General features: G+C 64.1%; 17 protein-coding genes. 7 read left to right on the forward strand and 10 right to left on the reverse strand.

Features of this window, described 5'->3' with window-relative positions; genetic code table 11:
• Positions 1 to 52 precede the first annotated feature (52 nt).
• Both NKI70_RS19060 and NKI70_RS19065 read left to right on the forward strand, forming a co-directional pair.
• The gene (locus NKI70_RS19060) at positions 53 to 784 is read left to right on the forward strand and encodes an SDR family oxidoreductase (RefSeq protein WP_023677124.1); all 732 of its coding nucleotides are present in this window, start codon (positions 53 to 55) and stop codon (positions 782 to 784) included.
• Between the two features lie 166 nt (positions 785 to 950).
• A complete protein-coding gene (locus NKI70_RS19065) occupies positions 951 to 1,796 on the forward strand; it encodes a fumarylacetoacetate hydrolase family protein (protein ID WP_352697348.1) in 846 nt (281 codons plus the stop codon).
• Between the two features lie 210 nt (positions 1,797 to 2,006).
• Here NKI70_RS19065 and NKI70_RS19070 read toward each other — a convergent pair whose 3' ends face one another.
• From NKI70_RS19070 to NKI70_RS19095, 6 genes are all read right to left on the reverse strand, one after another.
• Complete coding sequence (locus NKI70_RS19070) at positions 2,007 to 3,005, reverse strand: ABC transporter ATP-binding protein (protein ID WP_352527632.1); 999 nt, start codon at positions 3,003 to 3,005, stop codon at positions 2,007 to 2,009.
• A gap of 15 nt (positions 3,006 to 3,020) precedes the next feature.
• Complete coding sequence (locus tag NKI70_RS19075) at positions 3,021 to 4,082, reverse strand: Gfo/Idh/MocA family protein (RefSeq protein ID WP_352697350.1); 1,062 nt, start codon at positions 4,080 to 4,082, stop codon at positions 3,021 to 3,023.
• Positions 4,079 to 4,918 carry a carbohydrate ABC transporter permease gene (locus NKI70_RS19080; protein WP_352575246.1) on the reverse strand — a complete coding sequence of 280 codons (840 nt, stop codon included), beginning with the start codon at positions 4,916 to 4,918 and terminating at the stop codon, positions 4,079 to 4,081. The genes NKI70_RS19075 and NKI70_RS19080 overlap by 4 nt, the downstream gene beginning before the upstream one ends.
• Positions 4,919 to 4,926: 8 nt before the next feature.
• A complete protein-coding gene (locus NKI70_RS19085; protein WP_352575248.1) occupies positions 4,927 to 5,850 on the reverse strand; it encodes a carbohydrate ABC transporter permease in 924 nt (307 codons plus the stop codon).
• Positions 5,851 to 6,089: 239 nt separating this feature from the next.
• Positions 6,090 to 7,349, reverse strand: coding sequence for an ABC transporter substrate-binding protein (locus NKI70_RS19090; RefSeq protein WP_352724819.1), 1,260 nt, complete (start codon positions 7,347 to 7,349; stop codon positions 6,090 to 6,092).
• Positions 7,350 to 7,351: 2 nt separating this feature from the next.
• Positions 7,352 to 8,311 (reverse strand): N-acetylmuramic acid 6-phosphate etherase, encoded by a 960-nt coding sequence (locus tag NKI70_RS19095; RefSeq protein WP_352697352.1) that lies wholly within the window; start codon positions 8,309 to 8,311, stop codon positions 7,352 to 7,354.
• Positions 8,312 to 8,510: 199 nt separating this feature from the next.
• On the opposite strand from NKI70_RS19095, the gene NKI70_RS19100 reads away from it, so the two are divergent.
• Genes NKI70_RS19100 through nagA form a run of 4 tightly spaced genes read left to right on the forward strand, consistent with a single transcriptional unit; the run spans position 8,511 to position 12,365 of the window.
• Complete coding sequence (locus NKI70_RS19100) at positions 8,511 to 9,392, forward strand: glucosamine kinase nucleotide-binding domain-containing protein (protein WP_352697354.1); 882 nt, start codon at positions 8,511 to 8,513, stop codon at positions 9,390 to 9,392.
• Positions 9,389 to 10,171, forward strand: coding sequence for a GntR family transcriptional regulator (locus NKI70_RS19105; RefSeq protein ID WP_023679844.1), 783 nt, complete (start codon positions 9,389 to 9,391; stop codon positions 10,169 to 10,171). The genes NKI70_RS19100 and NKI70_RS19105 overlap by 4 nt, the downstream gene beginning before the upstream one ends.
• Positions 10,168 to 11,199, forward strand: coding sequence for an SIS domain-containing protein (locus NKI70_RS19110; RefSeq protein WP_036239401.1), 1,032 nt, complete (start codon positions 10,168 to 10,170; stop codon positions 11,197 to 11,199). The genes NKI70_RS19105 and NKI70_RS19110 overlap by 4 nt, the downstream gene beginning before the upstream one ends.
• A complete protein-coding gene (gene nagA / locus NKI70_RS19115; RefSeq protein WP_352697355.1) occupies positions 11,196 to 12,365 on the forward strand; it encodes an N-acetylglucosamine-6-phosphate deacetylase in 1,170 nt (389 codons plus the stop codon). Before NKI70_RS19110 ends, nagA begins: the two co-directional genes overlap by 4 nt.
• Before the next feature lie 2 nt (positions 12,366 to 12,367).
• Here the strand turns inward: nagA and NKI70_RS19120 are convergent, their stop codons facing one another.
• The 4 genes from NKI70_RS19120 to NKI70_RS19135 all read right to left on the reverse strand — a co-directional run bounded on the left by NKI70_RS19120 (position 12,368) and on the right by NKI70_RS19135 (position 20,580).
• Complete coding sequence (locus NKI70_RS19120) at positions 12,368 to 13,891, reverse strand: malonate--CoA ligase (RefSeq protein WP_352697357.1); 1,524 nt, start codon at positions 13,889 to 13,891, stop codon at positions 12,368 to 12,370.
• Between the two features lie 40 nt (positions 13,892 to 13,931).
• Positions 13,932 to 14,609, reverse strand: coding sequence for a ribulose-phosphate 3-epimerase (gene rpe / locus NKI70_RS19125; protein WP_352697359.1), 678 nt, complete (start codon positions 14,607 to 14,609; stop codon positions 13,932 to 13,934).
• 219 nt (positions 14,610 to 14,828) lie between these two features.
• A complete protein-coding gene (locus tag NKI70_RS19130) occupies positions 14,829 to 18,608 on the reverse strand; it encodes a DUF7929 domain-containing protein (protein WP_352697361.1) in 3,780 nt (1,259 codons plus the stop codon).
• Positions 18,609 to 18,618: 10 nt separating this feature from the next.
• Positions 18,619 to 20,580 carry a hypothetical protein gene (locus NKI70_RS19135; protein WP_352724820.1) on the reverse strand — a complete coding sequence of 654 codons (1,962 nt, stop codon included), beginning with the start codon at positions 20,578 to 20,580 and terminating at the stop codon, positions 18,619 to 18,621.
• A gap of 570 nt (positions 20,581 to 21,150) precedes the next feature.
• Here NKI70_RS19135 and dnaK point away from each other — a divergent pair.
• A complete protein-coding gene (gene dnaK, locus NKI70_RS19140) occupies positions 21,151 to 23,067 on the forward strand; it encodes a molecular chaperone DnaK (protein ID WP_023679851.1) in 1,917 nt (638 codons plus the stop codon).
• Positions 23,068 to 23,156 lie beyond the last annotated feature (89 nt).

The following is a 23,156-nucleotide window of genomic DNA, read 5'->3' on the forward strand; positions in this document are numbered from 1 at the left end:
CGGCCTTGCGCCGGTAAAAGCCGGACGACCACAGACGGGCGAGGAGAAAAGCATGGCGGATCTGACAGGCAAAATCGTTGTCGTCACGGCGGCGGCGCAAGGCATCGGCCGGGCGAGCGCGCTGGCGTTCGCCAAGGTCGGCGCCGTCGTCCATGCCACCGACATTAACGAGGTGGTGCTCGCCGACCTCGGCAAGACGCCCGGTATCAAGACCCGCAAGCTCGACGTGCTGAACGACGAGGCGGTGAACGCCGCTTTTGCCGAGATCGGCGCCGTCGACGTGCTGTTCAATTGCGCCGGCTTCGTCCATTCCGGCTCGATCCTCGAGATGAAGGACGGCGATCTCGACTTTGCCTATGATCTCAATGTCCGCTCGATGATCCGCACCATCCGCGCCGTGCTGCCCGGCATGCTGGAGCGCGGCGACGGCTCGATCATCAACATGGCGTCGCTGGCCAGTTCGACCAAGGGCGTGCCGAACCGCTTCGTTTACGGGCTGACCAAGGCAGCCGTCATCGGCCTGACCAAATCGGTCGCCGCCGACTATGTCGGCAAGGGCATACGCTGCAATGCGATCTGTCCGGGCACGGTCGAAAGCCCGTCGCTGCAGGACCGCATGCATGCGCAGGGCGACTACGAAGCAGCTCGCGCCGCCTTCATCGCCCGCCAGCCGATGGGCCGCCTCGGCACGCCCGAGGAAATCGCCGATCTCGCCGTCTATCTGGCCGGCGCCACCTATACGTCGGGGCAGGCTTATAATATCGACGGTGGCTGGTCGATCTAAGAGGCCATTTGAAAACCCTACTCCGCCGGGCGCCTGACGCGGCTTTCTGCGCTTCCGGTGCTCACGTACTTTAAGTACGCTCCGCTCCGGTTCTCGAAACCCACGCCATTCGCCGCAGCGGAGCGAGTTTGCAAACGGCCTCTGGTCGCAACTGGGAGAAAACTGCATGAAACTGCTGCGCTATGGCGAGGCGGGGAGCGAACGCCCCGGCCTGCTCGATGCCGATGGAACGATCCGCGACCTCTCCGCCCGTGTCACCGACATTGCCGGCAAGGCACTTGACCCGGCATCGCTCGAGACATTGTCGAAGCTCGACCCGAAGACGCTGCCGGCGGTTTCCGGCAAGCCGCGGATCGGCGCCTGCGTCGCCGGCACCGGCAAATTCATCTGCATCGGTCTCAACTATTCCGACCACGCCGCCGAAACCGGCGCCACCGTTCCGCCGGAGCCGATCATCTTCATGAAGGCAAGCTCGGCCATTGTCGGGCCGAACGACGACGTGCTGATCCCGCGCGGCTCGGTCAAGACCGATTGGGAAGTCGAGCTCGGCGTGGTCATCGGCAAGACCGCTAAATATGTCACCGAGGCCGAGGCGCCGGATTATGTCGCCGGCTACTGCGTCGCGCATGACGTCTCCGAGCGCGCCTTCCAGGCCGAGCGCCAGGGCCAGTGGACCAAGGGCAAATCCTGCGACACGTTCGGGCCGATCGGCCCGTGGCTGGTGACCAAGGACGAGGTCAAGGACCCGCAGAACATCCCGATGTGGCTGACGGTCAACGGCAAGACGATGCAGAACGGCTCGACCAAGACCATGGTCTTCGGCGTCGCTTATCTCGTCTCCTATCTCAGTCAGTTCATGTCGCTGCACCCCGGCGACATCATCTCGACCGGCACGCCGCCCGGTGTCGGCCTCGGCATGAAGCCGCCGGTCTTCCTGAAGCCCGGCGACGTGGTCGAGCTCGGTATCGAGGGGCTGGGCATCCAGAAGCAGACGTTCAAGGCGGATTTGTAGGCGCTCTTCCTTCTCCCCTTGTGGGAGAAGGTGGATCGGCGCGCAGCGCCGAGACGGATGAGGGGTGCTGGAAGAAACGCGACGAGAAAACATCGAAGGATTTCCGTCGCTTACGCCTTCAGCGTAGCGATCCGTCCAACACCCCTCATCCGACCGAGCTTCGCTCGGCCACCTTCTCCCACAAGGGGAGAAGGGGAGTCGGCGCCTGCGCTACTTCAGCACCTTCCCATCGGCTCCAAACCGGTATGTCTTTGCCGGATCCGGCGTCGCATAGAGCGTGGCACCCGGCTCAGCGTTATAGACGCCGAAGATGCGCACTGTGATCAACCCGGCCTTCTCGCAGTCGAGATAGAGGTTGGTGTCGGCGCCAAGGTGCTCGGCATGGACGACCGTGCCTTTCCAGGCGCCGGATTTGGGATCGACGGTCAGATGTTCGGGACGGACGCCGATGGTCTTGGCCGTCTCGCCAAGCCTGGCGCCGTCGACGAAATTCATCTTCGGTGAGCCGATGAAGCCGGCGACGAATTCATTTGCCGGCGAATTGTATAGCTCCATCGGTCCGCCGATCTGCTCGATCTTTCCCGCGTTCAGCACGACGATCTTGTCGGCCAGCGTCATCGCCTCGACCTGGTCGTGGGTGACATAGATCATCGTGGCCTTCAGCCGGCGATGCAATTGCGCGATCTCCAGCCTGGTGTTGACGCGCAGTGCGGCGTCGAGGTTCGAGAGGGGCTCGTCGAACAGAAAAAGCTTGGGCTCACGCACCACGGCGCGGCCGATGGCGACGCGCTGGCGCTGGCCGCCGGAGAGCTCGGCCGGCCGCCTCGAGAGGTAGGGCTCCAGCGACAGCATCGACGAGGCGATGCCGATGCGGCGGTCGATCTCGGCCGCCGGCGTGCCCGCCTGCTTGAGGCCGAGGCCCATATTGTTCTTCACCGTCAGATGCGGGTAGAGCGCATAGGTCTGGAACACCATGGCGATGCCGCGCTTGGCCGGCGGGGTGGCCGAAACGTCCGCCCCGTCGATGACCACGCGGCCTGAGGTCGAGTCCTCCAGCCCGGCAATGACCCTGAGCAGCGTCGACTTTCCGCAGCCGGATGGACCGACGAAGACGACGAACTCGCCATCCGTCACCTCGAGGTTGATGCCCTTCAGCACCTCGACCGGTCCAAAGGCCTTTTTTACATTCTCGATGTTCAGCGAGCCCACGGCGTCGTCCCTGTTCTAGAGTTTCACGGCGAGGCCGCTGCGCACGCTCTCGTCTGCGGCAAGGCAGACGGCGAGCGACTTCACCGCGTCGTCCATGTGACGGGTCAAGTCCAGATCCTCGCGGACCGCCTTCAGCACAAACGCCTGTTCCAGGTCGCAGAGGTCCTGATGGCCGGGCTCGCCTTGCATCGACAGCATCTCGTCCGGTTTGGCGAACTTGCCGTCGGCTCCGGTCGCCGCACTGTGCAGGCGGATGGTCGAGGTCTTGGTGTGGGTGCCGATGTCGTCGGACCTGACACCCTCCTTCATGACGATCGACACGCAGCCATTGGGCGAGATCACGTCTTTCACGAAAAAAGCCGTCTCCGAAATCATCGGCCCCCAGCCGGCCTCGTACCAGCCGACCGAACCGTCGTCGAACAGCACCTGCAGATGACCGTAATTGTACATCGACGGCGCGATCTCGTCGCTCAGCCGTAGCCCCATGCCGCGCACCTCGACTGGTCTGGCGTCGGTGATCTGCAGCATCACGTCGAGATAATGCACGCCGCAGTCGACGATCGGCGACGTCATCTGCATCAGCTGCTTGTGCGTCTCCCAGGTATGTCCGGAGGATTGCTGGTTGAGATTCATGCGGAACACGTAAGGGCCGCCGAGCTTCCGCGCCTCGGCAATCAGCCTGATCCAGGACGGATGGTGGCGCAGGATATAGCCGATCACCAGTTTTTTGCCGTTGGCCTTGGCGGCGGCGACGACGCGCTCTGCATCCGCGACGGTGGTTGCCAGCGGCTTTTCGAGGAAGACGTGGCAGCCGGCCTCGAACGCCTTGACGGCATAGTCAGCATGGCTGTCGGAATAGGTGGCGATGCAGGCGACGTCGGGCTTTTCGTCGCGTAGCGCCTCGTCGAAGGAACGCCGGATGGCGTAGGTCGAAAGCCCTTCCCGCAGCGGCACATCGGAGCGGTTGACCAGCGCGGCGATCTGGAATCCCGGATTGGTGTGATACGCCAGCGCATGGCTGCGCCCCATGTTGCCGAGGCCGGCGATGACAACGCGAAGAGGTTGTTGCGAACTCACTTGACTGCTCCCGAGGTGATGCCGCGGATCAGCTGCCGTGAGAAGATGACGTAGAGGATCAGTACCGGCATGATTGCCAGCGACAGCGCCGCCAGGATGGCGTTCCAGTTGGTGACGAACTGGCCGAGAAACAGCTGGGCGCCGAGCGTCACCGTCTTGGTCTCCTCCGACGGCGCCAGGATCAGCGGGAACCACAGATCGTTCCAGATCGGGATCATGGTGAAGACGGCGACGGTCGCCATCGATGGGCGCACCAGCGGCAGCACCAGCCGGAAAAAGATGGTGTATTCGGACAGGCCGTCGATCCTGCCCGCATTCTTCAGATCGTCCGAGACCTGCTTCATGAATTCCGACAGGATGAAGACGGCAAGCGGCAGGCCTTGCGCGGTATAGACCAGGATCAGCGCCGTCAGCGTGTTGACTAGCCCGCTCGCCACCATCAATTGCAGGATGGCGACGGTGGCAAGGCGGATCGGGATCATGATGCCGAGCGCCAGATAGAGCCCCATCAGCGAATTGCCGCGGAAGCGGTATTCCGACAGCGAGAAAGCCGCCATGGCGCCGAACAAAAGCACGAAGAACAGCGAGGCGACGGTGACGACAAGGCTGTTCTGGAAATAGTGGATGAAATCGCCCTGGCCGATCACCGTCGTGTAGCCGATTAGATCGAAGGTTTTTGGCGTCGGCGGCGCCAGCGGCGCACCGAAGATGGCGGCGCGCGATTTGAACGAATTCATGATGACGAGGATGACCGGAAACAACGCGATGGCGGTGTAGGTCAACAGGATCGCGTGGGCGCCAATGGTGCGGGGCAGCGAGCGGGTTGCCGTGCTCATGTCACGCCTCAGAACTGGTAGCGACGCAGGCGCGTCTGCACGAGGAACAGGTAGACGCAGACGCCGCCCAGGATGATCAGGAACATCATCGTGGCGATTGCCGCGCCCATGTTGGGATCACCGATCTGCAACTGGAAGCCGAAGAAGGCGCGGTAGAGGAAGGTGCCGAGGATATCGGTTGAATAGTTCGGTCCGGCGAGCGCCCCTTGCGCGGTGTAGATCAGGTCGAACGCGTTGAAATTACCGACGAAGGTCAGGATCGAGATGATGCCTATCGACGGCAGGATCAGCGGCAGCTTGATCTTCCAGAACTGCGACATGCCGGTGATGCCGTCGCATTCAGCCGCCTCGATCACCTCTTCGGGGATGGACAGCAGCGCAGCATAGATCAGCATCATCGGGATGCCGACGAACTGCCAGACCGAGATCAGGCTGAGTGTGGTCAGCGCGTACTGCTCCTTGCCCAACCAGGGCGTGAACAGGCTCTTGAGGCCGACCAGATCGAGCAGATGCGGCGCCACGCCCCACAGCGGCGACAGGATCAGCTTCCAGGCGAAGCCGACAATGACGAAGGACAGGATCGTCGGCACGAAGATCGCCGTTCGGTAGAAGGCGGAGAATCTCAGCCGCGGGCTCGACAGCAGCGCCGCCAAAAGGACGCCGATCGGATTCTGCACCAGCATGTGGATGATGAAGAACCAGACATTGTTCCGGAGAGCATTCCAGAAGCCCACCGACCAGTTAGGATCGCCGAACAGCGTGCGGAAGTTTGCCAGTCCCACGAAGACTTGGGACTGGTCTATGTTGCGGAACAAGGAGAGCTGCAGCGTGCCGGCCAGCGGCAGGATCATGATCGCCGTATAGACCAGCACTGCCGGCGCCAGAAAGACGCCGATGTGCCAGCGGAACGGTCTTTTCGGTGTTGCGGCCATGAGTTCGATCCCGCCGATCAGGTTCTTGCAATTGCCGTCAAAGGGCGCGGCGCCTCCCTCCCCTCGAGGGGAGTGTGCCTCGCAAAGCGAGGCGGGTGGAGTCGGCAGAGGCAGCGCGCCATCGTCGTTCGACCGTGCTTTCCAGCAGCGATCAAGCCGCAGCCTGCCTCGACCGACCCCCTCTGTCGCTTCGGCGACATCTCCCCCCTCGAGGGGGGAGACAACACTTCGCCGCACTCTTACTTCGCCGGCTTGTACCAGCTGTCGAGGCCGTCCTGCAGCTTCTTGGCGGCAGCTTCCGGCGTGTCGGTGCCGTTGATGACGTTGGCCGATTCAACCCATGTCTCGTTTTCGAGATTCGGCGTACCGCGGCCCAGGATCTGGTAAGTCGAGCGGATCGTCGACTTGCACTTGTCGCGCCAGGAGACGAATTCCTGCGCCAGCGGGTCTTGCATCTTCACCGGTGTGTTGTTCAGGCTGAAGAAGCCCGGCAGCGCGTTGGCGTAGATGGTAGCGAAGTCCGGCGAGGCGACCCAGGACAGGAAGGTCTTGGCCGCGTCGGCGTTCTTGGACGCCGCATTGAGGCCCATGCCGATGTCGGTGTGGTCGGAGATGTAACAGGTGTCGCCGGCCTTCTGCACCGGCGGCGGGAAGGCGCCCATCTTGAACTGCGCCTGCGTGTTGAACAGGCCGATCTCCCACGAGCCGGCCGGGTAGATGGCGGCGCGGCCGAGCGTGAACAGGTTCTGGCTGTCCGGATAGGTCTGCGCCTCGAAACCGTCGCCAAGATAGGGCTTCCACTTGGCAAGCTCGGCATAAGGTGCGACCCACTGAGGGTCGGTCAGCTTCTGCTCGCCCTTGATCAGTGCGGCGCGGCCTTCCTCGCCCTTCCAGTAGTTCGGGCCGATGTTCTGGTAGCCCATGGTCGCGGCTTCCCAGAGGTCCTTGGTGCCCATCGCCATCGGGATGTAGGTGCCGTCGGCCTTGATCTTGTCGAGCGCGGCGAAGAATTCGTCGCGCGTCTCCGGCACCTTGATGCCGAGCTTGTCGAAGGCGTCCTTGTTGTAGATGAAGCCATGGATGACCGAGGCCATCGGCACGCAGAATGTCGCCTTGCCGTCGTCGGTCTGCCAGGCCGACTTGGCCACCGGGGAGAAGTTCTCCATGCCCGGCAGCGCCGACAGATCGGCGAGGTTGCCCTTCTTGAAGAGTTCCAGCGACTTGTCGAACGGGCGGCAGGTGATCAGGTCGCCCGCCGAGCCGGCGGCGAGCTTGGCGCCGAGGGCGGCGTCATATTCGGTTGGCGCCGACGGCGCGAACACCACCTTGATGCCCGGGTTCTTGGCTTCGAAGGCCGGGATCAGCTTGTCCTTCCAGATGGCAAGGTCGTCGCCGCGCCAGCTTTCGATGTTGAGCGTTACGTCGTCGGCATAAGCCACCCCGGCGGAGCCGAGAATGCTGGTGCCGAGAAGAAGTGCCGTCAGTAGCTTCGTTGTCATGCTCAGTCTCCCTGTTGACCTTTTTCAGGTTCGGTTTTGATGAGAACAGAGGCATTGCGCCCCTTGCTCCCCTCGATCGCGGAAAGGGCCGGCCGCAGCTTGTGGCCGGTCCCTTCCAATATCTTCTCGGCTGCATCGGCGCTGGCGGCGCCGGCGGCGAGCAGAATAGCGGTCTTGACGACGCCGCCGCTCCTTTCGAGCAGGCGCGCCGCCTCGTCCTTGTCGCGCCCGCTGACGGCGGCAACGATGCGTGCGGCGCGGTCGCGCAGCTTGATGTTGTCGGCCATGAGGTTGACCATGTAGCCGTCATGGACATGGCCGAGATGGATGGCGGCGAGCGTCGACAGCATGTTGAGCGCGATCTTCTGGGCGGTGCCTGCGCCCATGCGCGTTGAGCCGGCAATCAGCTCCGGCGGCGTTTCGAGCAGGATGGCGATGTCGGCCAGCCGCAACAGCGGCGCATCCCTGTTGTTGGCGATGGCAATGGTCGCCGCACCGCGGCGCCTGGCGTCCTCGATCGCCCTGACTGCATAAGGTGTCGAGCCGCTGGCCGAGACGGCGATCAGGCAGTCGCCCTTGCCGATGCGGGCGGCGGCAACTGCTGCCGAAGCTTCCTCGGTGTCGTCCTCCGGCCCGCCGGCCAGTGTCTTGAAGGCCTCGTCGCCGCCGGCGATCAGGATGGCGATGCGGTCGCGTTGGATGCCGAAAGTGCCCGGCAGCTCAAGCGCATCGGCCAGTGCCATCAGGCCCGAACTGCCGGCAGCCGCATAGGCGAGCTTGCCGCCGCTTTTCAGTCTGCTTGCGATGATTTCGGCTGCCGCGGCAATGGCAGGAATGGCGCCGTGCACGGCCTTGGCGGCCTCGATCTGTGCGTTGGCCAACGAGGAAAGGATGGCTTGCGGGGCCTGGATATCCAGTCCCTCGGCATTCTGGTGAAGCGCTTCGGTGCGCGTTTCGGCCATCCGCTTTCCTCCAATCGAGAAAACCATACCAAAAAAATACCACTTGTCCACACGCATTAATGAAATCCTTGCGGCGGTGCAGGCTTGCGAACGAAATTGGCTGATTTTCCAACAAACTACGCCTTAACTTTTTTGAAACGGAAATTAATCCTTGGCTATTGGTATTTTATTGGTATTATCCGCCCGGAGGAGAAATCGCGTGAAATTCGTGCTCGGCATCGATGGCGGCGGCACCAGCTGCAGGGCGGCCCTTGCAACGGCCGACGGCAGCGTCCTCGGCCGCGCCAAAGGCGGTGCCGCCAACATCCGAACCGATCTCACCGGCGCCAGGACGAACATCGTCGACGCAGCGCAGCAGGCCTTTGTCGCCGCGGGCAGGGATCCCGCACAGATCCCGCAAACTCCGGCCGTTCTCGGTCTTGCCGGCGCCAATGTCGGCACCTACCGGCAGCAGCTCGAAGCGATCCTGCCGTTTCGCATCAGCCGTGTCGAGACCGACGCCGAGATCGCGCTGGAAGGCGCGGTTGGCTCCGGCGACGGCGCCATGGCCATACTCGGCACCGGCACCGCCTATATGGCGCGCAGACGAGGCAAGTCGCGCGCCATCGGCGGCTGGGGGTTCCAGGTCGGCGACCAGGGCAGCGGCGCCCGCATCGGCCGCGACCTGCTCGAGCAGACGCTGCTCGCCTATGACGGCATCCGCCAGGGATCGCCGCTGACGGAGACCATGCTCGCCATTTTCCGCAACAATCCCGAGGATGTGGTCGAATTCACCACCAATGCCAAGCCCGGCGATTTCGGCGGCTTCGCGCCCAAGGTGTTCGAACATGCCGAAAAAGGCGACGCCGTCGCTATCTGGATCCTCGACAAGGCGGTCGCCGATGTCGAGGCAGCGCTTGGCGTGCTCGACCTCGGCGGCGACGATCCGCTCTGCCTGCTCGGCGGGCTGGCGCCGCTTTATGCGCCGCGCCTGTCGGCCCGCTACCGGGCGCTGCTGAAACCGCCGCTCGATGACGCGCTGGGCGGCGCGGTGCAGATGGCGGTTCGGATTTTCGCAAACACGGCGGAGGCAGCTCGATGAGCGAGGCCGCCGACCAGATATTCGCGGCGCTGAAACAATCGTCGCAGAGTGGCGCGCCGCTCTATCTGCAGCTCAGGAAGAGCATCGAGGATGCGGTCAAACGCGGGCTGATCGGACCTGGCGATGCGCTGCCTTCCGAGCGCGACATCGCCAGCAAGGCCGACATTTCGCGCGTCACCGTGCGCAAGGCGGTGCAGGACCTGGTCAAAGGCGGCATCCTCGTCCAGCGCCATGGTTCCGGCACCTTCGTTGCGCCGCGCATGGAGCGCGTCGAGCAGTCGCTGTCGATGCTGACCTCGTTTACCGAAGACATGGCGCGGCGCGGCATGGCGGTGCGTTCGGCTTGGCTCGACCGCGGCCTCTATCCGCCGTCGCCCGACGAGATGATGGTGCTCGGCCTGGCGTCGAACGAATTGGTTGCGCGCGTGGCGCGCCTTCGTATCGCCAACGACACGCCGCTGGCGATCGAGCGCGCCTCGCTATCGACAAGCGTGCTGCCCGATCCGGCGGCGATTGGTTCGTCGCTCTACGCCGCGTTGGAAAAGACCGGCAACAGGCCGGTGCGGGCGGTGCAGCGCATTTCCGCCACCAACCTCGGCGATGGCGACGCACATCTGCTGGAAGTACCGCCGGGCATTGCCGGCCTGCACATCGAGCGTATCTCCTATCTGGCGAGCGGCAAGGTGATCGAGTTTACCCGCTCCATCTACAGGGGCGACGCCTATGATTTTGTCGCCGAACTCCGGCTGAGCGGGCCGGGCGAAGAGGGCCGGCCATGACCGCGACAACAACCCATATGCGGCGCGAGATCGAGGAGATCCCGGAGGCCACCGCCCGTCTGCTCGATGGCTCGGCCGCGGTGCTGACGGAAGCTGGACGCGGCATTCGCGAGCGCGACCCGAATTTCGTCGTCACCGTGGCGCGCGGCTCGTCCGACCATGCCGCAACCTTCATGAAATATGCCGTGGAGTTGACCGCCGGGCTGGCGGTTGCATCGGTCGGCCCGTCGATCGCCTCGATCTATGGCGCCAAGCTGAAGCTGGGCGGCTCGGCCTGCCTGGCGATCTCGCAGTCCGGCAAGAGCCCGGACATCGTTGCAATGGCGCAAGCGGCGAGGACCGGCGGTTCGCTGACCGTCGCCATCACCAACACCGCCGATTCGCCGCTGGCGCGGGCTTCGGACTACGCGATCGACATCCTGGCCGGACCGGAGCGCAGCGTCGCGGCGACGAAGACCTTCGTCAATTCAGCCGTCGCAGGACTCGCCTTGATGGCGCATTGCACCGGCGACGAGAAACTCCTGGTGGCGCTCGCGCGCTTGCCGGAGCATTTTCGCAAGGCGATCGCCTGCGACTGGATGGCGCTGGCTGGGGCACTCGAGACGCCGAAATCGCTGTTCATTCTCGGCCGCGGCCCGTCGGCGGCGATCGCCAACGAGGCGGCGCTGAAATTCAAGGAAACCTGCGCCATGCATGCGGAAGCCTATAGTGCCGCCGAGGTCATGCACGGCCCGCTGGCGCTGGTCGGTCCCGGTTTCCCGGTGCTGGCTCTGGCTGCTCGCGATGCGTCCGAGCCATCGGTGGCCGATGCCGCCGACAGCCTGGCCGGCAAGGGCGCTGCCGTCTTTGTGACGTCGAACAAGGCAAAGAGCGCTCAGCGCCTGCCGCATGTCGCAACCGGTCATCCGCTGACCGACCCGCTGACGCTGATCGTGTCGTTCTATGGTTTCGTCGAGGCTTTTGCCCGCCATCGCGGCCTCGACCCCGACACGCCGCCCAATCTGCGCAAAGTAACGGAAACCCTATGAGCGACCGTTTTGCCCTGACTGGCGCCCGGATTTTCGATGGCGACGACTGGCACGACAATGCGGCGCTCGTGTGCGACGGCCTCGTCGAGGCCATTGTTGCCGCCGGCGCCATTCCATCCAATGTTGCGCGTATCGAGACCGGCGGCGGCATGCTGGCGCCTGGCTTCGTCGATCTGCAGGTCAATGGCGGCGGCGGCGTCATGCTCAACGACCATCCGGACGTCGCCTCGATCGAGACCATCTGCCGGGCGCACGCACCCTTCGGCACGGCGGCGCTGTTGCCGACGCTGATCACCGACACGTCCGAGATCACCGCCGCGGCGGTTGCGGCCGGAGCCGAGGCGGCACGGAGGAAGGTGCCGGGGTTCCTGGGCCTGCACCTCGAAGGGCCGCATCTGTCGATCGCCCGCAAGGGCGCACATGACCCGGCTTTGATCCGGCCGATGCTAGACTCCGACCAGACGATGCTGATCGCCGCACGGAAAAACCTGCCCGTGCTGCTGACGACGGTGGCGCCCGAATCCGTCGAGCCCAGCCAGGTGTCGGCGCTTAGCAAGGCCGGCATTGTCGTCAGCATCGGCCATTCCGATACCGGCTATGCCACGGCTCGCGCCTTTGCCGAGGCCGGCGCAACGGTGGTCACCCATCTGTTCAATGCTATGAGCCAGATCGGTAATCGCGAGCCAGGGCTAGCGGGCGCCGCAATCGATACCGGCACATTCTATGCCGGGATCATCGCCGACGGTATCCATGTCGATCCGGCCACCATGGCCATCGCCTTGCGCGCCAAGCAGGGGCCGGGCAAGATCCTGCTCGTTACCGATGCCATGGCGACGATCGGCACCGACATGACCTCGTTCACGCTGAACGGCCGCACCATCCACCGCAAGGATGGCAGGCTGACACTTGCCGACGGCACGCTGGCGGGCGCGGATCTCGATATGATTTCCGCGGTGCGCTTCATGCACCGCGTCGTCGGCCTCGACCTCGACGAAGCCTTGCGCATGGCCTCCCTCTATCCGGCGCAGGCGGTCGGCCAGTCGCACCGGTTCGGGCGCTTCGCCAACGGTACCGCGGCCAACATCGTTTCGCTGTCGGACGATCTGGACATTAAAAGCGTCTGGATCGATGGTGCCAAGGTTTTTGCAGGCAGCCCTGCTCGTTAGGGTTAGCCGGCTTTGGACGTATAGAGGTCCTTGTAGGCTTCGCGCAGCAGGTTCTTCTGCACCTTGCCCATCGTGTTGCGCGGCAGTTCGTCGACGAAGATCACCCATTTCGGATGCTTGTACCTGGCGAGGTGCCCGGCGATGGCCTCGACGATCCCTGCGGCGCTGATGGTCGAGCCCGGCGCCCTCACCACGACAGCGGTGACGCCTTCGCCGAAATCCGGATGGGCAACGCCGATGACAGCGCTTTCGGCGACGCCAGGCAGCGCGTCGATCTCGCTCTCGACTTCCTTTGGATAGATATTGTAGCCGCCGGAAATGATCAGGTCCTTGCCGCGGCCGACGATGTGGACATAGCCGTCGGCATCGATCAGCCCGAGATCGCCGGTGATGAAGAAACCGTCGTCACGGAATTCGGCCCTTGTCTTTTCCGGCATGCGCCAGTAGCCGCAAAAGACGTTCGGGCCCTTGACCTCGATCATGCCGACCTCGCCCCGGGCAAGTGTTTCGCCGACATCGGGATCGGCGATGCGCAGGGAGACGCCGGGCAAGGGGAAGCCAACCGTGCCGGCTCGCCGCTCTTCCTCGTATGGATTCGACGTGTTCATGTTGGTCTCGGTCATGCCGTAGCGCTCGAGGATGGCGTGGCCGGTGCGCTCTCGCCAGGCTCTGTGCGTCTCGGCCAAAAGCGGCGCCGAGCCGGAAATGAACAGGCGGATGTTTTTCGCCGCTTGCCGGTTCAAACCGTCCTGCTGCAGCAGGCGGACGTAGAATGTCGGCACGCCCATCAGCACGGTGGCGCGCGGCAGCAGCGAGACGATGCGGGCCGGGTCGAATTTGGTTTCGAACAGCATCGAGGCGCCGGCCATCAGGACGACATTGGTGGCGACGAAAAGGCCATGCGTGTGGAAAACCGGCAGCGCGTGAATCAGCACGTCTGCGGCAGTGAAGCGCCAGAGGTCGACCAGCACCCGCGCATTGGAGGCGAGGTTTTCGTGGCTGAGCATGGCGCCTTTCGAACGGCCGGTGGTGCCGGAGGTGTAGAGGATCGCAGCAAGGTCGTCCGGTCCGCGCGCCACGTCGTGGAAGTCCACGGCCGCCTCAGAGGCGCGATAGGTCAACGAACCCTCGCCCTTGCTGCCGAGTGTCGCGACCGCAGCGCCCGAGGCCTGCGCCAAGGGGCCGATCTCGCCCGCTCGCGCCGGGTCGCAGACGATCAGTCGCGGCTCGGCATCCCTGAAGAAATAGTCGAGCTCGGTCAGCGTATAGGCGGTGTTGAGCGGCAGGAAGATCGCGCCGGCACGCAGACAGGCGAGATAGAGGAAAATGGCCTCCGGGCTCTTCTCGACCTGAACGGCGACGCGGTCGCCGGCTTCGACGCCCAGCTGCGACAGCACATGTGCCAGTTGAGCGGAGCGCGCCAGCATTTCGCCATAGCTGATCGAGCGCCCGTCCTCTGCCTCCATCAAAAGGCGTCCGGGCGTGGGCATCCGGGCACGGAAAGCATCGAACAGATGGTTGCTCATAAGTCCCCCCGAGCGGCTGTCTCCGGCCGAACGGCGGCGGTCAGCCGGCCGCCTTGTCCGCCGCCGCCCTGATTGCCTCGATATTTGCCCGGTAGGCCTCGACGCTGCCGCCCTTGAAGATGGCCGCACCGGCGACCAGCACGCTGGCGCCGGCGGCGGTGACCAGGGGCGCAGTTTCCGGCGAAATGCCGCCGTCGATCTCGATCCGGATCGGCCTGTCACCGATAAGCGCCTTCACCCGCTTCACCTTGTCTACGATCGCCGGAATGAAGGCCTGGCCGCCGAAGCCCGGATTGACCGTCATGATCAGGATAAGATCGAGCCGGTCGAGCACGTATTCGATCATCGTCTCCGGTGTCGCCGGGTTGAGCGACACACCGGCCTTCTTGCCAAGGTTTTTGATCGTCTGCAGCGAGCGGTCGAGATGCGGCCCGGCTTCGGCGTGCACCGTGATGCCGTCGCACCCGGCCTCGGCGAAGGCGGTCAGATAGGGGTCGGCGGGGGCGATCATCAGATGGCAGTCGAAGAAGGCCTTGGTGCGGTTGCGGATCGCCTTGATCACCGGCGGCCCGAAGGTGATGTTGGGGACGAAATGCCCGTCCATGACGTCGAGATGGATCCAGTCGGCGCCGGCGGCCGCCACCGCCTCGACCTCGTCGCCGAGCTTCGAGAAATCGGAAGCCAGCACCGATGGCGCGATCAGGGTTTTTTTGCTCATGACGCGGTCTTCCCGAACACCTCGGTTTACGGCCCCTCTGTATCGCCTGCCTAGACCATGAGTCGAGTCCGGAAAGTGGAAGCCGGTTTGTCCTTCCGCTGATGCCACGGCTTCAGGTTTTCGCTGCTCTTTCATCTGCCAGCCAAAGAAAAACCCGCCGGATCGCTCCGGCGGGGTTTTCTTGATCGAATGATCACCGTTTGAAGTTCGCGCGCGATCCTATTGCTCGAGCTGCGGCTTGCGCCTTGGCAGCTGCTGAAGAACATCTGGATTCAGCAGCAGGCTCGGTTTGCGGATCGGCTGGCACTGGCCATTAATCGGCCGCGCGCCCGGTGCGCACTCCAGCCGCCGTTTGCGGCAGGCGCCGTCGCGCAGCTCTGTCCCACGCGGGCAGACGCAGACGCCACGCTTGTTGTGGATCTGACCAGGTATCGAGCACTCCACCACAACAGGCTTCTTGCGCCTGCAGGCATTGCCTTGCACTTCCGTACCCCGCGGGCAGACACAATCGCCCTCGGCGTCGTGGATCTGGCCGCGGATGGTGCACTGCTCCGGCTTCGGCTGGATCGGCCGGCAGACATTGCCCCTGACTTCCGTACCCCGCGGGCAGACGCAATCGCCAGCGGCGTTATGGATCTGGCCCCGAATGGTGCACTGCTCGGGTTTTGGCTGGATTGGCCGGCAGGCATTGCCTCTGACTTCCGTACCTTTCGGGCAGACACAATCACCACCGCCGTCGTGGATCTGGCCACGAATGGTGCACTGCTCGGGTTTCGGCTGGATTGGCCGGCAGGCATTGCCTCTGACTTCGGTGCCCCGCGGGCAGACGCAATCGCCAGCAGCGTCGTGGATCTGGCCACGGATGGTGCACTGCTCGGGCTTCGGCTCTTTCCCCACGCAAGCGCCGTTCTCCAGTTCGGTTCCGTGCGGGCAGACGCAGCGTCCGTCTTCGGTACGGATCTGGCCTTTGAGCAGAACGCAAGGTTTTGGCTTCGGCACGATGACCGTGCCGCCGCCGGACGAGCATTGGCCGTTGCGGAAGGTCGTGCCGGGCGGGCAGACGCAGTTGCCGGCGTCATTCATGACGAAGCCTGCCGAGCATTCCTTCTTCACCTCATTCCTGATGGTGAAGGGATGACAGGCATAGGCCTTGCCGCGATCGCCCTGCACGTTGGCCGCACCGCGGGACAACACGTCGCCACCGCCTTGCACCGGCGTGTCGGGAGAGAGCACGCCGACGCAGTTCTGACCATTGACCGTGCCCTGCAGATTTGCCAGGCGACCGTCGTCGGGAAGCACCACGGTCACGTTGTGAACGTGGCTTTCCCCGGCGCCGATCGTCAAATTGGCAATGCAGGAGGCAGGCAAGATTGCCGGCGCCGGCGAGCAGCCGAAGGGCGGATCGATCGAGGTGATCGCAACGCCCTCCAGCCGGCCGAGGCCTTCGACGCCGATGGCATCGCCGATGCGAACCGGGCCGGAGAAGGCGCTCGCCCCATCGTTCGTGATGGTGATCTCGAACGAGCAGGGCTGGCCGGGCTTGCACTCGGCGTCGCCGGTCTTCTCGACGCGAATGGTCGAGGCGCCGCCGCCCTTGGCGCAGGCCTGGCCGATGGGATAGACGATGTCATCTCCCGGAGCCGGGCCGTAGGAGCCGCGTGCGCAGTTCTCGAATTCGCCGTTCGCGGCAACCGTCAGGTCGAAATGGCGGCTGGTTCCAGGCGTCATAACAGCGCCGGGAATCTGGCAGGACAGTGTGTTGGCCGGAAGCGGTCCGCAAGCCCATTCCGCGCCGTCTGGGGTGACGGTCTGGATCTGGACCGGCGCTCCGCCGGCTATCAGCGTCGCGGCATCGTTGACCCGTACCGGACCGGTCGGGGCAATGGTGCCGAGGCTGATGACGGTAATGCGGCAGGAAACGACCGCAGCACCGGCCAGCGAGGCATTGCATACCTTGGTGATGCGCAGGGCCGGCTGGCCGCCATTCGGATGACGGATGCGTTCCTTGGCGCAGGCCCTGTTGTTGGTGATGTCGTTCTCACCGGGAATAGCCTTCACCTCGGCGCAGTTCTCGACACTGTCGGGCCGGTAGTTGGCCGGCATCACCGCCCTGACGAAGATCGGCGTCGAGGCGCCAGGCAACAGCACGATTCCGGCGTTGTCGCAGCGGAACTGGCCGGGGCCGTTCGGTCCGCATGTCCATGGCGGCGTCGGGCCGAAGGTCGAGGATGCCGGCGCGCCGCCCGGATAGGTATCGACGACCGTCAGCGGCCCATTATAGGGGACGCTGCCATTGTTGATTATGTCGACCACGAAGGTGCAGACGCCATCGGCCGAACAGAATTCGGTGCGGGCGCGCTTCTTCAGGATCAGGTCGACCTTCTTTTCCACCGGCGGCCGGCAGTCGCGGTCACGATCGCCACGCCGGCAGACCGGGATCGAAGCACAGCCGCGATCGTTTTGCTGGCTGCCGAAAAGCGGCTTGCCGCTGGCGCCGTAATTGTAAGTGGCGCAGTTGCGCAAGACGCTGCCTCGCCAGCCTGCGGCCGGCTTGAAGCCGAGCTTGAGGTCGACAGAGGCACCCGGATTGAGCGTGGTCACCGGATGAGTGCAAATCATCGGGGTGGTTCCAGGCGCGCAGACCCAAGGCGGGTTCGGCCCTGAATCGAGGGTGGAGCCGGCCGGCAGGGTGACTTCGTCGAGCACGATCTTGCCGTGGTAGGGTGCATCGCCGACATTGGTGACCCTGATGGTGAAGTCGCAGCCGCCGCCCATCGTGCAACGTTGCACGTCGGCGCGCTTTTCGACTTTCAGATCCGGTTCCTGGTCCTTCGGTGGGCAGCGCTGATCACGCGGGATGACGATATCGATGGTGTGCGTACAGCACAGGCCCCAGCCCTCCCTCGGGCCGGCATAGGTTTCGATACCGGTGACGATGATGTGGATGACGTCGCCGGGTGAAGCGCCGACGATCTTCCAATTGAGCACACCGCCGCCGGCCGGCACCAATTGCGTGTCGGGAATGATGGTGATGCCGGGTGTCGTCGTCGAAAGCTGCACCCATTTGCCGGCCATCTCTGGGCCGACCGGCATGTGGTAGATGAAGGCGCCGCCGCCGGGCAAGCAATCGACCGTGCCGCGCTCCACCTTGAAGCATTCCTTGCCGGGAGGTGGAGGCGGCGGGTTGCACCTGGTGACGTCGATCTTGATCGAGGTCTTTGCACCCGTGAGATAATTGCCGTCGTCCGGCTTGCCCGGATCCTGCGACGGGATTTCGATGCCGGCGCCGCGTTCGCGGCTCACGTTGACCACGCCCTGGTTGTGAACGATCGTCGGCGACGGAAACGCCGCATGGTCGATCTTGGCGGTGATCTGGAACGTGATGACGCGCTCGTTCGCAGCGCCGATGCCGTCGAGATCGCTGGCGGAAATCCGGAAATCGGACACCGTCGCGGTATCGTCCGGGCCAGCCGAACTGCTGATCGCAGCACCGGGCAGCGGTCCGCCGGACGCATCGGTGCCGTCGCCGGTCACATGCACGCCGACGACGCGCAGGCCGTGCGGGAGCTGGTCCCTGAAATCGAGCCTGACCTTTTTCAGCATGGCGGCGAGGCCCGGGCTGGCAAAACCCTGCGGATTGCCGCGCAAGCCAAAGCTCAGCGAATATACGACATAGTCGCAGCCTCTCTGGGTGCCTTTCTTGGTGAAGAAGGGCACGATCCGGCCCGGCTCCGGATTGACGATACGAGGATTGTCGAAATCGAGCTTGGTATCGGGAATGACAGTGACCGCATCGGCAGGCTTGGTCTTGGCCGGAGCAAGGTCTTCAGCGAAGCCTTGCAGCGGGCTCAGCATGGCGACCGCGATACCGGCCGCCATCAGCCAGCGCGCGCCGCGCCTGGCGAGTGACAGGGGTTTCATGATGGTCTCCATGACGAATGATTGTTTGCCGGTTGTTTGGCTGCTTGTCGCAGGCGGGAAAAATGCGAGATTGCTCATCTTCCCCTCCTCACGGTTCGCAGCTGACGGCTGGGGTTCTGAGCCGCAAGGTCATCTTGCAGCAAGGGTAGTAGCCACCCTTGTCGCTATCGGACTGCCTGTAGAAGCAGAGCCCGACATCGACCGTATCGCCAGGGTAATGGCCGGTGATGCCGATCGTGTATGGCGCACCGGGCGCATGCGACAGAGGTGAAGTCACCCCAACGCCAGGCGTCCTGGACAGAGCCTTGATCGAATCGCCGCCAAAGCCGGCATGGTCATGGAGATAGAGATCGGCCTCGAGGCCGGAGGGCGTGCAGAGATACCTGACATCCTCGACATCGAGGCAAGGAGGCAGATTGCCGGCGGGCGGAAAGTCCGGCGGATAGAACGGTGGCAGATAGCCGCCCGGCACCTGCTCGTAATAGCCGGCACGGCCTTCGCAGGGGCGCCAGACCTCGACGTCGCCGACATGGCCTTCGACTTCGGGGTCTTCGAAATAATTGTCGAAGTCGACGAACCACGAGCCGAAAGGCGGCATGTTGGCCGGCTTGACCAGTGCCGTCGGCGTGATTTGCACGCCGTGCACGGCGAGCGGCCCGCCGGCTGCGAGTTGTTCGGCAAGCTCCGGGTTGTCGCGCAACTTGTCGCCGGTATCGACCAGCGTGTCGGTGCAGACGCCGGTATCGAGATTGCCTTCGGCATCGTAGCCATATTGCAGGTCGAGGCCGCCGGCCGGCTGTCGGTTGTCTTGCGGGAAGCCGACCGCATATTCCTGCGGCACTTCCACCCAGGCCGATTCCGTCGCCGGATCGTCCGGATTTTCGCGCCAGTAGCGGATGACCTCACCCTTGCCGGAATCGGCGAACTGGCTGTAGTCGTAGCGGTTCTCCACCGGGCCGCGCTGGGCCAGGTACATGAAGCCCTCGTTGTCGAAGGCGATGTCGGTGACCGCGTAATCCTTGTCGGCCTTGACCGTCAGTTCCCAGCGCGGGTCGCCGGCGAAACTGCCGTCGCCGGCAACGCCCACCGACCAGATCTCCGCCTTATCACCGACCGAATAATAGAGCCGGCCGCCACGATAGACGACCGACCAGACGCGGCGCTCGTCCTGCGTGTAGCCCCAGCTGTCGGGGTCCTCGCTGTCGAAGGCAGCACCCTGGATGTCAATCACCGAGCCGTCGTCGGCAAGGGCGGCAAGCCCGTGCGCCGGGCGGCCGGCTATGCCGTGGTCGAACGTGTCGAGCAGCGCGCCATTGGCGTCGATGCGGTGGATGAGGCCGGTGTCGAGATCGCTGGCGAAGAACTGGCGGTGGATATTGTCGAAAGTGACGTCGCCGATGCCGGGACCGCTATTGGCGTCGATATCGGCGAATTTCGAGACGGCGCCGGTGATGCCGTCGATCTTCCAGATCGTTCCGGGGCCGCCGCCGTTTTCGGTGCCGAACTGGCCGTCCATGAAGACCGCGTCAGCCGTGCCGCGGCGCTGCCGCTCCGGCCGGCCGTCGGCGTCGCCGTCTGGCGTGACTATGCGGATGCCGTGCAGCGACGTGGCGCCGGCATAGAGGTTTGGAATGGCCGATGGAACGCCGTCGCGCACGCCGTCGTCGTAGGTGATGCCGAACACCTGGCCGATTTGCCCGGCCGTGACCTCGAACGGTGGCGGGGTGAAGACCAATTGGCCAGACGCCGGCCCGCCCAGCCTTGAGACGTCGAAGACGCGCAAGGTCGCGCGCGCCGTGTCGATGAAGGTTTCGTCGACGGGATCGACGCCCGGCGGCAGGCCTTCCTCGAAATTGGGAATGACGGTGCCGGAGAATCCGGTCACTGCCATCGAGCCGGGATAGATGATCTGGGTTTCCTGAGCCTGGGCCGAGCCACCGAGCCAGAGCCCAGCGGCGAGCGCCAAGATCGACAATCCGCTGGCAGCCTGGATGGCGCGGCGCAAACGGCCGGCACGAGAGCGCACGAACGCGCCGTGGTCGCAAGACATGGATCTCCCCCCACAGGTCATGGGAGAAACATCCGGTCCCGGCGCGCAAATCAGGGCAAGGCGCGGCGTTCCGGCACGTTCATCCCTGATCGAATTGTCTGCTTTCCTCAACGTCACGATACGCCTGCGTCCGCGCAGGGTCAACGGAACCAGCGAAGAGCCCAGCGCATCGACCCAGTCCCGAAGGCGATGGTCGCGCTGAGCTCCTGCTGTTCCCGGAGACCGTGGAGTCTCTGGATCTGTGGTCATGGGGCTTTCCTTTCCGGGGCCGCACCACGCGGCACCTGAGCGTCAGTCGCGAGGTGAGGCGGAAAGGTTCATGGGCCGGGCCGGGCCGGGCTGGATCACGGCCGGAAAATACGGGCCTGCCGGTTCCGAATCCGATCAACCGCGATGAATGGTGAACGCCTTGCGCAGAATGCTTGCGCGCCACGCAGCCTGTTCTTATATACGCGCCAAGCCGTCCAGCGCCGAATGCCGGTTGCCGGAGCGGAATTTCTTGTGAACAGGGGCTTTCGTCGGAACGCCTGTACGGGTCCTGAGAGCCTGCTTAGCGGAGAGATTAAAGAAATGGCAAAAGTAATCGGTATCGATCTGGGAACAACCAATTCCTGTGTCGCCATCATGGACGGCAAGGAATCCAAGGTCATCGAGAATGCGGAAGGCGCGCGCACGACTCCTTCCATTGTAGCAATCAACAGCGACGGCGAGCGCCTCGTCGGCCAGCCGGCCAAGCGCCAGGCGGTTACCAATCCTGAGAACACCATTTTCGCGGTCAAGCGCCTGATCGGCCGCCGCTATGACGATCCGGTGACGGAGAAGGACAAGAAGCTTGTCCCCTATAAGATCGTCAAGGGCGACAATGGCGACGCCTGGGTCGAGGCCGGCGGCAAGAAGCAGTCGCCTAGCCAGATCTCGGCGATGATCCTGCAGAAGATGAAGGAAACGGCGGAGGCTTATCTCGGCGAGAAGGTCGAGAAGGCGGTCATCACCGTTCCGGCCTATTTCAACGACGCCCAGCGCCAGGCGACCAAGGATGCCGGCAAGATCGCCGGCCTCGAAGTGCTGCGCATCATCAACGAGCCGACGGCGGCCGCGCTTGCCTATGGACTGGACAAGAAGGAAGGCAAGACGATTGCCGTCTATGACCTTGGCGGCGGCACGTTCGATATTTCGGTGCTCGAAATCGGCGACGGCGTGTTCGAGGTGAAGTCGACCAATGGCGACACCTTCCTCGGCGGCGAGGATTTCGACATGCGTCTGGTCGAATATCTGGCGGCTGAGTTCAAGAAGGAACAGGGCATCGACCTGCGGAACGACAAGCTCGCCCTTCAGCGCCTCAAGGAAGCGGCTGAAAAGGCCAAGATCGAGCTGTCGTCCACCACGCAGACCGAGATCAACCTGCCCTTCATCACCGCCGATGCCACCGGCCCCAAGCACCTGACGCTGAAGCTGACGCGGGCGAAGTTCGAGAGCCTGGTCGAGGATCTCGTCCAGCGCACGATCGATCCTTGCAAGGCGGCGCTCAAGGATGCCGGCCTGAAGGCCGGCGAAATCGACGAAGTCGTCCTGGTCGGCGGCATGACCCGTATGCCCAAGATCCAGGAGATCGTGAAGCAGTTCTTCGGCAAGGAGCCGCACAAGGGCGTCAACCCGGATGAGGTCGTCGCGTTAGGCGCCGCTATCCAGGCCGGCGTGCTGCAGGGCGACGTCAAGGACGTGCTGCTGCTCGACGTGACGCCGTTGTCGCTCGGCATCGAGACGCTGGGCGGCGTGTTCACGCGGCTGATCGAACGCAACACGACGATTCCGACAAAGAAGAGCCAGGTGTTCTCCACGGCCGAGGATTCGCAGTCGGCGGTGACCATCCGCGTCTTCCAGGGCGAGCGTGAAATGGCCGCCGACAACAAGGCGCTCGGCCAGTTCGATCTGGTCGGCATCCCGCCTGCGCCGCGCGGCGTGCCGCAGATCGAGGTCACCTTCGACATCGACGCCAACGGCATCGTCAACGTCTCGGCCAAGGACAAGGGCACCGGCAAGGAGCACCAGATCCGCATCCAGGCGTCCGGCGGCCTTTCGGACGCCGACATCGAGAAGATGGTCAAGGACGCCGAGGCCAATGCCGAAGCCGACAAGAAGCGGCGCGCGCTGGTCGAGGCCCGCAACCAGGCCGAGGCGCTGGTGCATTCCTCGGAGAAATCTCTGAAGGAATACGGCGAGAAGGTTTCCGAGGCCGACCGCACGGCGATTGCCGATGCGATCGCGGCGCTGAAGACCGCTGCCGAAGGCGACGATGTGACCGAGATCGAGGCCAAGACGCAGACGCTCGCCGAAGTCTCGATGAAGCTCGGCCAGGCCATGTACGAGGCTTCGCAGAAGGAAGCCGCCGAGGCCGACGCCAAGGCTGATGCCGCCAAGGACAGTGACGTCGTCGATGCCGACTTCGAGGAAATCGACGAAGACGACGAGAAGAAGAAGTCGGCCTGAACCGCCTGACGGTACAGGTAAGGGAAAAAGCCCGGCGCACAGCCGGGCTTTTTTGCAACCCTTTGCCGGAAAAACGCTGAGCTGCCCGA

The sequence above is a fragment of the Mesorhizobium sp. M0500 genome (assembly GCF_040321165.1).
Classification (GTDB): Bacteria; Pseudomonadota; Alphaproteobacteria; order Rhizobiales; family Rhizobiaceae; genus Mesorhizobium.